Origin of the sequence: Vibrio sp. Vb0304, assembly GCF_033338995.1 — a bacterium.
GTDB classification, from domain to species: domain Bacteria; phylum Pseudomonadota; class Gammaproteobacteria; order Enterobacterales; family Vibrionaceae; genus Vibrio; species Vibrio alginolyticus.
In genome coordinates this window covers 139,516-157,261 of the sequence record NZ_JAWOTT010000002.1, presented here as the reverse complement: position 1 = coordinate 157,261, position 17,746 = coordinate 139,516, and the positions used below count along the sequence as shown (strand labels likewise).

The following is a 17,746-nucleotide window of genomic DNA, read 5'->3' as shown; positions in this document are numbered from 1 at the left end:
AGTCAAGTAGATCTGAGCCTAAATTGATACTGAACCAGAATGACGTGTTATCTACATTGAATGGGTCACTAACGACAATAAATTCAGTTGGAGAACACAATGAAAATGGACTCAAAAGAATCACAAGCAATTTTTACTGCTCATTATCAAATTGGTAACGGCTTACCTGGAGGAGTGAGCTTCGATGTTAATCTACTCGTGGCCAGCGAAGACAAATCAATAGTGGGTAAAGGACATATCTTTCAGGCCGTTAACCCACCGTTAAATGTGGTGTCTGATCTCAATGGTAGTTTCAACTATCAATGCACGATGCGTGATTGTCATATCATGGTGACGTTGCAGGGCTACCAGCCTTATCTAGGCATTGCTCCTTTAGGAGCTGATCTTCATAACGTAACGCTCAACCTCCTACTTAATGATGATTGGAAGTCAGGCGTGGCATTCTATCGATATAAAAATAGTTCAGGTAAATGGATTGAAGTAGCAAATCAACGCGTTACTCTACTTTTGCCTGAGCATGTTCCTAGCATCGAGAACTTTAAGGTGGAGCAAAATGATCTTGCGCCAGCATAAATCTCATCAGCGATGACACTGTGCCAAAACACAGATATTCGATGGTTTCGAATATCTGTGTTTGACGAGGTAAATCGAGTAAACACGATGACTTGACGGTGCAATTAATCGATTTTCTTCGTTTATTGAATATTTCATGGTTGAGTAGATGTGGAGAGCCAATGGTCCAGCTCATCAACACTTATTTGAGCCTGATTCAGTTGATGCTTACGCGCGGCCTGATTGAAGTTTAACAACTCAGAGACGGAGCTGGACTGGTCGAGTAAGGCAAGCATCAGATTCGCTTGTTCAATATAAAAGTCACCCCATGGATGCGGATCTTCTCGGGTGAAGTTAGACAGCTTATCGCGATATTTTCGAAGTAGCGTAGGCTGCTTATACTGCCACGCTACTTGGATTCCTTGTTGGTAAAAGCGTAAATAGTTATGACCGACACAGGTAGATTCTAGCCAAGCCTCACCAGTGCGCAAAGCGGAGAGGGTCGTTGATTCATCGCCACAAATAAGTGCCTTGGTAGATACGAGCCAAGGACCAATAAAATTGTGTAGCTTATTGATATGAACAAGATCTAGAGCCGTGTCGATGTCCGAAAGGGCTTTCTCCTCTTTTCCCTGATACCAGTGCAATCTTGCACTGGACTCCAAAAGAAAAGCGACAAATCGATGAGCATTAAGCTGTTTTGAAAGTTGTAGAGCGGTCGAGATTTCGTTTTCAGCTTGCACCAAGACATTACGGTCGAGAAAGATCCATGCAGCCGTAAGCCTAGAAACAATTTCTGCTCGGCGGTTTGCCGTGAGATAGGCAAGATTCGAGGCATGCTGAGCCTGTTTTAGTGCTTCGTCAGATTGCAGTTGATAGATCATCACTGTTGCCAGCATGTAGCGATTGGCAGTTTCAATCGAAAGCAACTGATGCTCTTCACACAGTTGCAAACACTCGGTTAAGTGCTCGTATGAGCGAGCCATTTTTCCTTGTGCGTAGGCACAATCACCGAGGCCGCCAAGCGATTTTGCTTTCGCGCGAAAACAGTTTGCTCGTTGACTGTAATCTAATGCAAGTAAATGTTCTTTCTCACATTCGTCTAGCTGCCCAGTGGGGAACAGCATATTACCTCTCATCGAGTGAATTTCACACAAAGATTTATTTAACGTCAGCTTTTCGCACAGGGCTTGGGCTTGGTCTAAAATCGACATCGCTTGTACAAAGTTGTCGGTTAAACGGTAGGGGTTAATGAGGTCTAAATAGTATTGAACACGTTCAGAATCATTTTCTGTGTGATGAATCGCTTGCTCAAGAACCTCAATACTCTCTTTGATGCGTCCCATCGAATACAGGCAGTTTCCTTTCATATTTAGTGCATACGCCATCTGTGCTTTAGGTGACTCTTTAATAGCGTATTCAATAAGAGTCAGTGCTTTTTCAAATTGATAATTGCTCAGGTAATGTTTGGCGGTCTGGTCAAGAACAGTAAATACACCTTCGCCCTTGGCATGATTGATATGGACTGCATATAAGAACCGATCTCGGTTCTCATACCATTTTGCGCAGGCCATGTGTATTTTTGAACACTGTGACTTGTCTATTTGACGGAAAACAGCATTACAAATCAAATCATGATGGAAAAGGTATTGATCGCCATTGAGTTTTACTAAGCCAGCGTCGACTAACTTATCTGGTACGTAGCCGGGAATTCGAGTGATTTCACGCAGTTGCTCCAGTTGAAAGTACTGCCCCAACACAGATGCAGTACAGAGTGCTTGGCGATCTTGGGCTGGAAGTTGAGCTAATTGTATCGAAACTAAATGTTCCAATGACTCCGGAACGTCTTTATCAAACTGAGAACAAAGTAGTGTTTGGCGTAAGTATAGAGGATGGCCTTTCGCAAGCTTTATACAGTCATTGATATGTTTATTCTGTTGGCATGTGATTGAGCAAGCTAACTCGTAAGACTCTTCAGATGATAACTCCCTAAGTTCGATTAGATTCACGTTGGCAAACCAAGATTGTTTGGAACTAAGTCGTTTTTGCTGCCTAAACGTCAGAAAGAGTAAAATATTGGTGTTTGTAATATAAGGTAGCAGTGTCTCAAGAAATGCCAACATTACCTCGTCGGCCCAATGGACATCTTCAACAATAATCAAATGCGGTTTGCTGGTCTGCCGTTGTTGAATTAAGAAAGGGATAGATTGCTCTATCGTTTGTTTCAGCGTTTGGAACTCCATTAAGTTCAGCAGCTGTTTTTCTGATTCGTTGAGTGTTACCCCCATTAACCAATAAAGGCAGAGATGGAAAGAAGAGGGAATTGATGACTCGACAGTCTGCTGACGAATAGAATCATCGGTATCTTCACGAGTAAATGAACAAATTGCCCGAGTGAATATATTTTGAGGGGACAAGAGATCAGCACTGCCATGATTCAGGATTTGAATCTCTGTGGTTAAACACGAAGAACGACTCAAAGACGAAATGACCTGGTTGAGTAGGCTGGTCTTTCCTATCCCTGCGGTACCAGTAATACAATACGTTTGGCCTGCTTCTTGTTTTTGCCATCGCTTGATTCCGCTATTCAATGTTTCTAGTTCAAGTTTACGCCCTACGAAACAGTCAGTATGGTTTTGGTGTAAGGATACAAAATGCCAGTTGTTGAAGTCTGGCTCTCCTGTTAGAAAAGGTTTTATTGGTCTGGCACAATTGGACGAGATAAAGCAAGGACAAGCAGCTATTTCTCCCCAAGGGATTTTAACTAGGATTTCATTGATTGGGGTAATCGCATTCGGATGTTCCGATAGCTCAGTGATTCGATGCATGTATTTCACATTGATAAAAGACCGAATCGAAGCCGAAAGAGCAACCTTTAATTGAAGGGCTAGTTGTCGAATTCGCTCAAAAATATATTCGTCCGATTCCTGTAAAGACCAAGTAAGAACAAACGTTCGGTTTTGTATTATGGGTGTAGTGTTTTGGCTGAGAAGTAAGGTTTGCAGAGCCTTTGCGGTCAAATCACACTTTGCTTCGATTGCAAAAATAAAAAAATATGGTGGTGATGAAGATACATTTGTAAATAATGGTTCTGAGGCCCGATCTATTAAAAGGTCCTCTACGGGGACAGAAAAGTATTCCGCGAGATTGGATGCGGTACGATACAGCACATTCGCCCCAGACTCTGCTCGCTTTATAGAAGCAATAGATACGACAAAACCCTGTTGAAAGCATTCTTCCGCCAGTTTTTCTTGGCTCAGTCCTAATTTCTTTCTCAGTTCTTTGAGTCGTAATACGTTGAGTGGAATTCTTCCATCCCTATTTGCCATATTTCACTCCGTTGTAACGTATAGCTTTTCCCAGTAAACCTGAATCGATTGGATATGTTGAGTGAATAAATTTATCTTATTTCACCACATATATAATACTAGTAGTTAAAATGTTATATACGAAAATGAAATGGGCATTTTAATCTTCAAACCACCTTAATTCATTGTTATATTAGTGGTGTTTTTTTATTAATAATTTTGATATTTATTTTTGTGAGTTCATGTTTTTCTTAATAAGTTTTTTGAAATATCTTTAAACTTATATCTTTTAAAAGATTGCACACCTTAAACTTGTATTGGACTTCATTAAACTTTAAAAATTAAATTCTTTAATTTTAGAGATATAAATTGACAATCTTATTTTTAGTGTTTTTTTTGATCTCTATTCTGGCTAACTGATTTTTTCTAGTCTATAAATCAAATATCGGCAATTTCAAAATAACTGCCGAAAAAATTATTTTAATTTCAATATTATAAATAGTTGGCTTTATACTATGTATATTGGCTTTTTCTGCCTATTAAAAGGCTTTCATATTACACCACACTTGAGTGCCGCGCTTACCTCTATTAAGGAGACTGCGTGGCTGCCATATGTCAAACGATCTTGCCATCGAGGGGATTGGCAAGCGCTTGCTTTAGAAGAATCACATCGAAAGGCCTATTACCCTAACTATTTACTACTCTCTGAATTTACAGGATTAGAACTGTTTTTATCTCAATTTTTCTGCCCAATTTTGTCAGTACGGTTTATGAAGTTAGAGCCGGGAGCTGAGATATTGTAACGCGGACCTCTGGCATATGTTTTTCTCAAGTACAGGTGTGTTACATCATTAACTACTGCTACAGCGGCAAGTGAGGTTCATGAATTATGCAAAAAGGCTCATCTATAGAATTCTACCAGCAACGTCCTCAATCTCGTGAGACGGTCGGTGTTGAAGAAGTGCAGCAACAAACTCTACAGTTTGGTTTTGCTGAACCCGAAATGGATGAGCTGCTTAAGTACTCATTACGGACTAAACTTGAGGCTATGCTCCAAAACCAACTCAGCACGGCTGAACGCCAACGGCAACTGAAAGAGAGTTTCGCTGCGGCAGTTGAGCTCGTATTGAAGGAGACGAAAGTTGAGCACCGAACACTGGTGCAAGCCTTTCAGAGCATGTATGGCAACGCTTGCCAATCTCTTTCTCTGGCTAAACTCACTCAAGAGGAACTGACCCGACAGTACATTTCCACGTCTGGGCTGGTGATGTCCCCACTTAACTGTAAACACACCATCAAAGATGTGTACCGAATTAAAGGCTTTGCGTGTGGTATAAACAAAGCTATCCAACATATGCTTGCCAACAAGTCACAGGTTAAAGTGCTTTATCCAGCTTGCGGCCCCTTTGCACCATTGCTGCTGCCTTTACTTGCTCACTACAAACAAAGTGATCGAATTAGCGCAGAGCAGCTTCAGGTGACACTAGTAGATATTCACCCCGGAGCCATTAAAGCACTCAATCAATTGATCGCGGATCTCGATATCGCAGACTACATTGAAGCCTTAGTGGAAGAAGATGCTACCCAATTTTCGCCAACTCAAACGTTTGATCTCCTGATACTTGAAGCGATGCAGCATGGCTTTAGTCGGGAAGGGTTCCTCAGCATCGCGAAACATTTGGTTCAATATTTACATATTCAAGGCGAAATGATCCCCAATCAGGTATCTGTGCGCGCCATGATGGTCATCGGGGAGACGGAATTTAATCAACAATGGGAAAAAGCAGAGTATGCACATTCCAACCATTGCCAGCCGGAAGCGATCGATGATCGAATTGATCTGGGAGAAATTCTTAACGTCAATAAAGCCATGTTGCTCAGAAGCGAGATTTTTGAGCTAGATGGTGGAATAAAAATGCTGCAAGGCAACACCATTGAGCTGCCGAAAGATGTGCCAGATATGGCAAAACGTATCCTCGCCATTTACAGCCATATCGATACTTACGGAGATGCGATGGTCGGACAATACGACTCTGGTATTACCCATCCTAAACCCGACATGACTTTTTATGTGGATGCCAAGCCCAAAGCTGTTGAACACCATTACTTTGAAGCGAAGGGAGGGGATAAGGTCAGTTTCTATTATCAGTTAACCGGATTGCCAGGTTTTGTCGCCACCCATGGATGATTTCGATATGCAGCAAAAATACGTCGTTTTTACAGGAAGTTGTTACGCCTTGCCCATCATTCAGTTGTTGGCACAACAGCATAAATTGGCGGGCGTGGTAGTACCGGAAGGAGAACTAAATCCTGACTTACAGCAGCTACAGAGCTATCTGAGCGCTCAATCGATTCATATTGCTCAGTATACCGCCAATGACAGCAGTGCTTTGATAGCGCAACTCGATGTTTGGCGAGTCACGGATGGCGTTATCTATTTGTTCAGGCACATAGTTCATTCCTCGCTGTGTCAGTTTTTCAACGGAAACTTGTACAACATTCATCCGGGAAAGCTGCCCGAGTATCGAGGCCCGATGCCTCTCTATTGGCAATTAAGAGAGGGTTTAGACACCTTTAGCCTCACCCTGCATCGTCTTGAGGCATCGGCTGATTCCGGCGCTATAGGAATGGAGTTAGAGGTACCATTTCACCCGTTTGAGACCTTAACCAGTGCTCAGCAAAAAGCGTCACAAATGACGGCTAAGCTGATGTATGACTTCCTCATCGCGCAACAAAAGCAAGGGCTGGTTTGGCGTGAACAAGTATCAAACCCCAACGAAGTGGCACGAGCAGTAAACCAACATGATCTGCACCTTCGTTGGAACGTGCAAACGAGTCGCGAAATCGTCAACTTAGTGCGAGCAGGCAATCATGACTTCGGTGGTGCGATGTTGAGCTTGCCAAGTGGTGTCGCCAATGTTTTGCAAGCAAGCGCAATGGAGACTTCTTTAGTTGGTGTTGAGGCGGGGAGCATTCTCGAGATCAGCCCACAACATGGGTTACAAGTGAAAACGTTAGATAGCGCCATATCAATAGATGTTATTGCTACACAGCAAGGCGTGTTTTCGGGTTATCGCTACGCGCAAATGGCTGGGCTGGACGCTGGGATGTCATTGCTTCAGCGCTCTTCGGCCTGCGAGTAAAGAAATATCTCAATACGGCTCTTTACGGCATTAATGAAGCCCTTAACGGTATTTAGTAATGCGAGATTGGAAAGTTTTAACCAACCACACCAATTACGTTATGGGTTGGTTTTAACTTAAGTGTATACGTTAAAAGGAAGAACAGTATGGCTACAGAACCGTATCTTGGGACACTAACCGCATTTGGCGGCAATTTTGCAATTAGAAATTGGGCAATGTGCTCGGGGCAAATGCAGGCAATTGAAGATAATCCAGCGCTCTTCTCTCTAGTTAGCACTCTATACGGAGGTGACGCCCGAACTACCTTTGGTTTACCTGATTTGCGTGGCCGCAGTCCAGTTGGTGTAGGCACACGACCTGGGGGGATGGATTATCATCAGGGAGAAAGATTGGGTACTGAACTGGTAACTATTGATATAACTCAAATGCCAGCACACTTACATACGGCAATTTTTACCCCTCTTGGCACTTCTGCACCTGTAACAGGCAGGATGAAGGTTGCTACCAATGCTGCAAATACACAGGTACCCGATAGTAATTCGTATATAGCGCAAAACTCTACCCCCGGGTTCTATAAACCGACGTTTCAGCAACCAGATTTGACCGAGATCGAAGGCTTAAGTGTTTCTGGTGGTGGCTCGGGCGGAGGTACTGTAACTGTGACTAAAACAGGCGGTTCAATGCCACTTAATATTTTGAGCCCGGTATTGCCGATTAATTGGTTAATTGCCACTGCGGGAGTATACCCACCGCACAGCTAATCAACCAAGAAAGAATTGGCTGAATCTTTCGCTAATCCTTTCCTATAAAAAATTAAATATTTAAGTTGATTATGATAACCCGGCCATGTTGATAAGGCCGTCATCTTCAGGAGAGGAAAATGAGATTACATCGTCAGGTTGCGATCGCAATTACAACAGCATGGGTGTTCTCAGCGTTTTTTTCCGGTGGAGTCTGGGCTGCACAGCAAACGATTAACTACTCTAATGGTTCAGGTTCCAATTTTAGTGAGGTGGAGACCGGCGTCACAGGGGGTATGCCCTCAGTCACTCTTACCAATGCAGGTGCTGTATCTATGGTATTAGATGCGGGCACTAGCTCGGATGGCACTCCGTTTACTGGCCTAAATGACCTCGGGTTTGTAGCTGGTGTTCTTTACTCAAATACCATGATTAATGAGTTCAACAATCGTGGCTTCCGCTTTTTTGAGAAATCAAGTACTAACTTCAGTTTCGACGAAATTACCTTTATGCAGGGGTCGGCCCGAGACTCAGATAAAACGTATCAACTTGTGTTAACTGGCTTCTCTAATGATACTCAAACAGTGACCGAAACTGTCACCTTGCCAAAAGGTGGTGAAGCAAACTCAGGGTTACAGGACTTGTTTACCCTGACCCGTGGTACAGACTTTAATGATTCGGCATGGCAGGACGTTGATACAGTGACTATGGCGTTTACCCGAAGTCCGGGTGCTGACTCTCGTTATCTTATCAGAAGTATCAAGATTGATGACGCTGCGGTTTCAGACTCTACCGCGCCTACTTTTGTCAGTGCGAGCTCAACCCCCACTGATGATGCAACCAATGTTTCTGTTAGCAACAACATCGAGATTGCCTTCGATGAAAATATTGAGCTGAAGAGCGGCAATATTACCATTCGTAATGTTACCGACAGTCGCGACTTTGAAGTATTTAATGTTGCCACCGAAAGCGATGGCACAACAACATCACCAGGCGCTGGTCGCATCAGTGTTACCAACAATAAAGTTTACTTAAACCCAACCAGTGATCTGGCAGGGAACCGGACCTACGCCATTCATATTGAATCCAGTGCCGTGGCTGACAGCGCAAATAATAGCTTCGCTGGGATCAGCGATGATGCCACATTTAACTTTACGACAGTCGATACCACGCCAAATGCGCCATCTACACCCGATTTAGATGCTAGTTCGGATACCGGGCCATTAAATACTGATAATATTACCAGTGACACTACACCAACGTTTAGTGGGATTTCTGAGAGTGGATCGATCGTTACTTTATACAGTGATCAAGTCGGTGGAGGTGCAACGGTTATTGGCACAGGCACTGCTACTGGAGGGAACTGGCAGATAACAACCAATGAGTTGGCGTCTGGTATTACACATGCAATAAGCGCTAAAGCGTCTGATAGCGATGATAATGTTAGCTCGGCATCCAACGCGTTAAGTGTCACCATTGATACAATAGCCCCATCAGCAGTGAGCATTACCACACCGATTGAGGCTGACAGTATCGTCAACGCTGCAGAAGACAACGATGTGTTGATCGCTGGCTCCGACGCGGAAGCAGGCAACAGCGTGACCGTGACTATCACAGACAATAACAGCTCTGTCAGTCGTACGGTGATGGCCGACAATTCAGGCAACTGGACGCTGAGCGGCAGCGAGCTGGATGTCAGTGGCTTGAACAATGGTACCCTGACGGTGTCTGCAACCCAAGCTGATATAGCTGGTAATATCTCCACCGCAGCCACACAGAGCATTACCCTGGACAATACAACCCCATCAGCAGTGACCATCACCACGCCGATTGAAACTGATGGGATCGTCAATGCAGCGGAAGATAACGATGTGTTGATCGCTGGTTCCGGCGCGGAAGCAGGCAACAGCGTGACCGTGACCATCACGGACAATAACAGCGCTGTCAGTCGTACGGTGACGGCCAACAACTCAGGCAACTGGACGTTGAGCGGCAGTGAGCTTGATGTAAGTGCGTTTAACAACGGCACCCTGACTGTGTCTGCAGCCCAAGCAGATATAGCAGGTAATACTTCTACCGCAGCCACCCAGAGTATTACTCTGGATAATGCAGACCCATCTGCTGTAATCATCAATACGCCGATTGAAACTGATGGGATCGTCAATGCGGCAGAAGACAACGACGTACTGATCGCTGGCTTCAGTGCGGAAGCAGGCAATAGCGTGACCGTGACTATCACGGACAATAACAGCTCTGTCAGCCGTACGGTGACGGCCGACAACTCAGGCAACTGGACGTTGAGCGGCAGTGAGCTTGATGTCAGTGGCCTGAACAACGGCACACTCATAGTTGCTGTGACGCAATCGGATACGGCGGGTAATACCTCCAGAGTGACCACCCAGAGCATTACCTTAGATAACGCCGCACCATCAGCTGTGACCATCACTACACCGATTGAAACCGATGGTATTGTTAATGCAGTGGAAGATAACGATGTGTTGATTGCTGGCTCCGGCGCGGAAGCAGGCAACAGCGTGACCGTGACTATCACGGATAACAACAGCTCTGTCAGTCGTACGGTGACGACCGACAACTCAGGCAACTGGACGTTGAGCGGCAGCGAGCTGGATATCAGTGGCTTGAGCAATGGCACCCTGACTGTGTCTGCAACCCAAGCTGATATAGCAGGTAATATCTCCACCGTAGCCACCCAGAGCGTAACCCTAGATAACGCAGCGCCATCCGCTGTTACCATTTCCACGCCGATTGCAATCGACGGTATCGTCAATGCGGCAGAAGACAATGATGTGCTGATTGCTGGCTCCGGCGCGGAGGCTGGCAATAGTGTGACCGTGACCATCACGGACAATAACAACTCAGTCAGTCGTACGGTGACGGCCGGCAATACCGGGGCTTGGACGACTATTGGCAGTGAGTTTGATGTAAGTGCGTTTAACAACGGCACCCTGACGGTCGCGGCGAGCCAGAGCGATGCGGCGGGCAACACCTCCAGTATAGATAGCACAACAATTACGTTAGATAACGTGAGGCCAACTGTTTCTTTGAGCAGCTCAGACCTTGATTTGATCTCTGGCGAAACGGCGAGTATCACGTTCACCTTAAGTGAGTCCTCAAGTGACTTTACTGAGTCAGATGTCACCGTCACTGGCGGCAGTTTGTCTAACTTTGCGGGCAGCGGTGACAATTACACGGCCACCTTTACGCCGGATAGAGACAGTACAAGTACAGCGACGATTAACGTGGCGGCAGATTTCTTTACCGATGCTGCCGGGAATAGCAACACTGCTGCGTCTCAACTGTCTATAACCGTTGATAGTTTAGTGCCGAGTGTGACTATCTCCAGTGATAAATTGGCGCTGAAAGCGGACGAAACGGCGACCATTACCTTTACCTTAAGTGAAGCGTCGAGCGATTTTACCGAGGCGGATATCACGGTTAGTGGCGGTACTTTGTCTGGTTTTGCTGGCAGTGGTAGCAGCTACACTGCGACCTTTACACCAACGGAAGAGAGTGCGACGAGCGGTACTATTGAAGTTGCCACAGGTACATTTACCGATGCCTCTGGTAACACCAATAGTGCAGCTACACCACTTTCCATCAGCGTCGATACTGTGCTTCCAACCGTTAGTATCACTAGCTCCAGCGCTGCGTTGAAAGCGGGTGAAACGGCAACACTCACGTTTACCTTGAGTGAAGCCGCAACTGATTTTTCCGAAGCCGATGTGACCGTGGCTGGAGGAACTCTTTCTAACTTTGCGGGCAGTAGCGCCAGTTACACGGCTACCTTTACACCTGCAGAAGAAAGCACTGAGGATGCAACTATTGATGTTGCAGCCGAGAAATTTAGCGACGCAGCTGGCAACCTCAATACAGCAGCGACTCAGTTGTTGATCTCAGTGGATACGGGGATCCCGACTGGACATAGCATCAGCATTGATCAGGAGAGCATTAACAAAACCAACGAACAGGCGATGAGCTTTACCTTCGCAGCAGCTGAAGTGAACGCGATGTTCACTTATAGCGTGACCGACGGTACCACGACCATTGACGGCGCTAGTCAAACAATTTCTTCGGAGACCATGCAAGTAACGGGCATTGACGTCACTATTTTGCAAGAGGGGACGTTGACAGTAAGCGTGGTGGTAACCGATGCCGCAGGCAACGCATCTGATGCAGTGACGGATACTGTGACCAAACGCTACGATGTCGCGCCAACGGTAGTTGATGATAGCTTCTCGACTGAGGAAGATACGGCGAAACAATTTAGTCTGTTAGCCAACGATTCCGATGTTAATGATGACATGGTCGCTTCTTCTACAACGATTAAAACGCAACCAATTAAAGGTCAGGTGTCGATCAGCAACGGCGTTGTTACCTATACGCCAAATAATAATGAGACAGGCACAGATAGCTTTACCTATACCGTGAAAGATGCCCTGCTGCAGGAGTCGCAAGAGGCGACAGTGACCGTCACTATCATGGCTATAAATGATGCGCCAGTCGCTAAAGCGCTGACCATCAACACCGACGAAGATACCGCAAGCGCAGCAGTCAGCGCGCGTAGTCAAGCGGAGGATGTTGAAGATGGCATCCCAACGGGTGATTTATCGTTAGTTAGTTTGCCTCAAAAAGGACAAGTAGCCATTGATCAAACTGTAGGCACTTTTGTATATACGCCGAATCCGAATGAAAATGGTAGCGATAGCTTTACTTACACGATCGCAGACAGTGAAGGCGGCGTTTCTCTTGCGGCCACGGTCAGCGTCAATATCGGTTCCGTCAATGACTCACCAGTAGCGGAGGAAGACAGTTTTACTTTTGATGAAGATATCACATCGACACTCGATATTTTAAGTAACGACAGTGATATTGAAGATGGGTCATTCACCCCGAGTAGTATTACCCTGCAAGATCTTGGTCAAGGAGAGGGGGTATACAGTTTTGCCACGGTCAGTGTCAATGTCGATGGGACCTTAAAGATTGTGCCAACAGCGAACGTTAATGGTCAACATAGCTTTACCTACATGCTAACCGATAGTGGTCAAGCAGTCTCAGTGCCTGCAACCGTCACGCTCAATATTACGCCAGTGAATGATGCCCCCGTTGCTGTTGATAACAGTGCACAACTACTAGAGGGAGGCTCCTTCGAGGTCAATGTATTAGGCAATGATAGTGATGCCGATGTTGGAGACAGTTTTGAACTCACTAGTGTCACAGTCGTCGATACGCCAGCACATGGCAGTGTGAACGTGACGGCGTCAGGAGCGATTGTTTACAACCCCAATGAGAACTACTTCGGTGAAGATAGCTTCACCTATACGGTGGCAGACTTAGCAGGTGCTGTATCTAACGCCGCAACAGTGACCATGACAGTAACACCAGTCAACGACGCACCAATGGCGCAAGCACAGTCACAAACGCTTGATGAAGACAATAGTTTGGTGATCACGCTGGTTGGTTCAGATATTGATAACGATGATGACACTCTGCAGTATCTTATCACTGAGCAAGTCAGTCATGGCGTGCTAGAGCAGTTGACCAATAATAGTTGGCGCTATACACCAGAAGCGGACTTCAATGGCTCCGACTTCTTCTTGTTCAAGGTCAACGACGGTGATCTCGACTCGACAGAGGTTCGTGTCGATTTGACGGTTAATGCAGTCAACGATACACCAACCGCGACCGATATCAGTGCTACGGGAGAGGAAGAAATACCGCTGACCATTACTTTAAATGGTAACGATGCAGAAGGCTCATCTTTGAGCTATCAAATTGTAAAATCGCCAGTCAACGGTAATGTTACCGTCACAGGCAATCACGCGGTTTATACGGGTAACAGTAACTTCTTTGGTCAGGACAGTTTCACTTACAGCGTAAGTGACGGAGAACTTACCTCTGGAGTGGCGTTAGTGACCATCACGGTGAATAACGTTAATGACGCGCCAGTGATTACGGGTACCCCATCGGCGCAAGTTGATGAAGATAGTGTGTATCAGTTTGTGCCCGCGGCATTGGACAATGACCCAGCGGATACTCTGACCTACTTGATAGCTAACAAGCCACCTTGGGCTACATTTGACAAGACAACAGGAGCGCTTTCTGGCACGCCAAGTAACCGTTATGTGGGGACTTATCCAGGTATCGTGATTAGCGTATCCGATGGCTCTATTTCTTCCTCATTGTCAGCTTTTTCGATTACTGTGAATAACGTTAACGATGCACCCGTTATCTCTGGTTCACCAGCAACACAAGTGAATGAAGACAGCACCTATCTGTTCACGCCACAAGTGTCAGATGTTGACAGCCAAGCCTTCACCTTCAGTATCGTGAACAAGCCATCTTGGGCTAGCTTTGATGCATCAACAGGCACGCTTAGTGGTACACCAGATAATGGTGATGTTGGCAAATATCAGGGCATTGTTATCTCGGTTTCTGATGGTCTCACGACCACAATGCTCAATAGATTCAGTATTGTGGTTAACAATGTCAATGACGCGCCAGTGATCAGTGGCACTCCTGCTCTTACCGTCAACGAAGGCAGTACGTACCGCTTTGCGCTGCAGGCATCGGATGTTGATAGTAGTAGCTTGAGCTTTTCAATCCGCAATAAACCATCATGGGCAACCTTTGATAGAGCAACTGGGTTGCTAAGTGGTACGCCGGAAAATGAGCATGTTGGCAGCACCAATAATATTGTTATTAGTGTCTCAGACGGTGAGCTAAGCACATCTTTAGCAGCGTTTAGCATCACGGTAATCAACGTTAATGATGAGCCAGTGGCGGTTAATGATACCTATGTCTTTACCGAGAGTAACGATGGTAGCTACTTATTGGATGTACTCAGCAACGACAGCGATGTTGATCTAGATACATTACAACTGGAATGGGTTAAACCTACATCTGGAACGGCAACGATTGTGGGCAGTCAAATCCAATTGGTAACGACCTCAATTGGTACAGTGGCAGTGCAATACAGTGTGAAAGATGGTAACGGTGGAAAGGCCACCGCGAAAGTAATCGTGACAATTAAAAGTGCGAAATTGGACGCACCAACAATAGCCGCACCTTCAGATATCGAAGTGAACGCAACTTCGCTCTTTACTAAAGTTGCATTAGGCTCTGCTGTGGCACGAGATAGTACAGGCAAGCTATTACCTGTTTCATTGGTCGACAGCACGACCTTTTTCCGACCTGGAACTAATACGGTCTATTGGCGCACTCAAGACTCTGATGGAAACGTCGCTGAAGCTAGTCAAACGGTAACAGTGTATCCACTGATAAGTATCTCCAAAGATGCGCAAACCACGGAAGGCACCAATCATAGCGTATCGATACACCTTAACGGTCCTTCGCCGAGCTACCCAGTAATCATACCTTATACGGTTTCAGGAAGCACGGACAGTGATGACCACACGCTCACCTCTGGTGAAGTGGTGATACCTAGTGGTACCGAAGGCAAACTTTCGTTCGAACTACTTAATGATGGACAAAATGAGGGCGTTGAAACCTTAGTGATTGATCTGGACAGCACCCTTAATCTAGGTAGTAAGCGTCGTTACACCTTGACAATCTTTGAAGAGAATGTGGCTCCGAAGGTCACGGTAAGTGTATCTCAGGCGGGGGAGCAGCGGAGCCAAATTGAAAATGGTGTTGAACCGGTCACAATCACGAGCAGTGTTAGTGATGCCAATATGTCCGATATACACAGTTTCAGATGGAGTAGTGATAGCGATGTACTTAACCAAGCGATTGCGGGGCAGATGTACAGCGAAACATTGACTTTCTCTCCGCAATTACTGAGTTCAGCGATTTACAATTTGCAATTGACAGTTACTGACAATGGCACTCCACCATTATCAGTGACACGGAATGTCTATTTAGAAGTGGTACAAACATTGGCGGAGCTCGGGAGTGAAGACAGTGATGGCGACTTAATCCCGGATGATCAAGAAGGTCATAATGATAGTGATGGTGATGGTATCCCTGATTATCTTGATGCAATTTCTGACTGTAACGTAATTCAACAGGTTGTGTCAGAAAAAGATCGCTTCCTCATTGAGGGGCAGCCAGGTGTCTGTTTACGCAAAGGAATAACCATTCTGACTAACGCAACAGGAGGAGCTTTATTGCTGGATGAGGAGCTTCCTAAAGATATCAACATGAAGAGCATAGGGGGAATCTTTGATTTTGTAGTAACTAATTTGCCGCTGCCCGGCCAAAGCTATCAATTAGTTTTGCCTCAGCGTTTACCTGTTCCAGCAAATGCAGTGTACCGAAAGTATAACGCTGAACAGGGGTGGATAGACTTTATTGAGGATGCTCAAAACACGGTTTCTTCTAGTGCTGGCGAGGCTGGTTATTGTCCGCCACCAGGGCACAGTTCATGGTCACAGGGTCTGACTGAAGGTGACTGGTGTGTACAACTTACCATTGAAGACGGTGGTCCGAACGATGATGACGGATTGGCTAATGGCAGTGTCGTTGACCCTGGCGTCGTTGCCGCTCGTGTAAGCAATAATACACTCCCTCAAGCGATTGACGACAATGCGTTTGTTAGTCTCAATGGTACGGTGACGATCGATGTATTGAGCAATGATGCTGATGCTGATGGTGATGGGCTGAAGGTAAGTCGCGCTTCTGTAGATATTGGTAGTGTTAGTGTGGTTGATAACAAACTAAGTTATGTCACTCAACCACAGTACTACGGGGAGGCTTTGATCACTTATAGCGTAACGGATGGTAATGGTGGAACGGGATCGGCGAAGGTGACGGTAAATGTGGTAAACAGTCAGAATCCGAATGCGGTGGACGATAATATTACCACCGATGATCGTACCCCTGTCACGGTTTATGTCCTTGCTAACGATACCGATCCGGATAACGACACATTGAAGTTGGTTTCAGTCCAAGCGCAGTATGGGCAGGCGGTCATGAATGCAGATCAGAGCGTGACCTATACCCCTACCTCAGGGTTTGAAGGCAATGATGTGTTGACATATATCATTCAGGATAGCCAAGGCCTGCAAGACGCGGGGAAAGTTATAGTGACCGTTAAGTTGGTAAGAGATGTAAAGGTTGAAAATACTTCAGCAGGATCATTGGGTGGCATGGTGTTGATGCTTTTGATTTTGTTAGGAGCCATGCAACGTTATGGAAGAAACAGTGCTCTAGCACTAATTGCTGTGTTTAGTTTTAGTAGTCAAGCGGGCTGGTATGTTGATGTTCAAATGGGGTCAAGCCATGCAGATGAGCGTGATGCTGTTAAAGGTGATAACGTAATCTCTACTGACAACACCGGGTTCTATCGCTCTGTCGGGTTGGGATATACTTTTTCTGATCAATGGTCTGGAACTATTCGTTATATTGATATGGGTGAAGGTAGTGCTACATTGCGTAGTGCTACTACTTCACCAGAAGACTATCACGCCAATGTCGCATCTATAGCCCCACTCCTTGTTAAGGGCATGGGCTTCGACATCGGTTATAAGTTCTGGCAATACAATTCATGGTCCGCAAAACTGAGTTTGGGGGGCTTGTTCTGGGATACCGATATTGAAAGTACGTATCAAGGCAGCAAGATAACGACGGAAGTGGATGGTTTTGATGGATATATTGGTGCAGAAGTTGGCTACAACCTCTCAGATAATTGGGAGATCGGTGTCCAAGGCGCTCGTTATTTTTTACATGAAAATGATGTTGATATAATTGCGCTACAACTTCGTTATTTTTTTGAGCCGTTAGCAGCGTATTAACTTATGGTTTGGTATTTTTCGATAATTTATATCCCAATTGCTCATGAAGCGGTATGGTAAATCACTGGAGATTAATGTCGTGATTGTGCTCTTTATTATGTAGGTCAATAGTCTATAACAAATCCTTAATTACCTTGAAGTCTTTTCTTCTTTAACATCTAGCGAAAGATAGTGTTTTGATAGAGTGTTAAACAGAACTTACGGTTCGATATTAGAAAAATAAGGTTCAT

Annotated in this window: 6 protein-coding genes; 5 read left to right on the top strand and 1 reads right to left on the bottom strand. The window is 45.4% G+C overall.

The window, feature by feature from the left end; all coding sequences use genetic code 11:
* Positions 1-99 precede the first annotated feature (99 nt).
* Positions 100-573, top strand: coding sequence for a DUF1842 domain-containing protein (locus R7P35_RS05705; RefSeq protein WP_042522656.1), 474 nt, complete (start codon positions 100-102; stop codon positions 571-573).
* A gap of 134 nt (positions 574-707) precedes the next feature.
* On the opposite strand, the gene R7P35_RS05700 is transcribed toward R7P35_RS05705, so the two are convergent.
* The gene (locus R7P35_RS05700; protein WP_318091843.1) at positions 708-3,881 is read right to left on the bottom strand and encodes an AAA family ATPase; all 3,174 of its coding nucleotides are present in this window, start codon (positions 3,879-3,881) and stop codon (positions 708-710) included.
* An 868-nt stretch (positions 3,882-4,749) separates the two neighbouring features.
* Here R7P35_RS05700 and R7P35_RS05695 point away from each other — a divergent pair.
* The 4 genes from R7P35_RS05695 (at position 4,750) to R7P35_RS05680 (ending at position 17,516) form a co-directional block, all read left to right on the top strand.
* Positions 4,750-6,048, top strand: coding sequence for a hypothetical protein (locus R7P35_RS05695; protein ID WP_042522654.1), 1,299 nt, complete (start codon positions 4,750-4,752; stop codon positions 6,046-6,048).
* 7 nt (positions 6,049-6,055) lie between these two features.
* Entirely contained in the window at positions 6,056-7,003 is a 948-nt protein-coding gene (locus R7P35_RS05690; RefSeq protein ID WP_230623501.1) for a formyltransferase family protein, read from the top strand.
* Between the two features lie 146 nt (positions 7,004-7,149).
* The gene (locus tag R7P35_RS05685) at positions 7,150-7,764 is read left to right on the top strand and encodes a phage tail protein (protein ID WP_042522652.1); all 615 of its coding nucleotides are present in this window, start codon (positions 7,150-7,152) and stop codon (positions 7,762-7,764) included.
* 119 nt (positions 7,765-7,883) lie between these two features.
* Positions 7,884-17,516, top strand: coding sequence for an Ig-like domain-containing protein (locus R7P35_RS05680; protein WP_258458571.1), 9,633 nt, complete (start codon positions 7,884-7,886; stop codon positions 17,514-17,516).
* Positions 17,517-17,746: the final 230 nt, after the last annotated feature.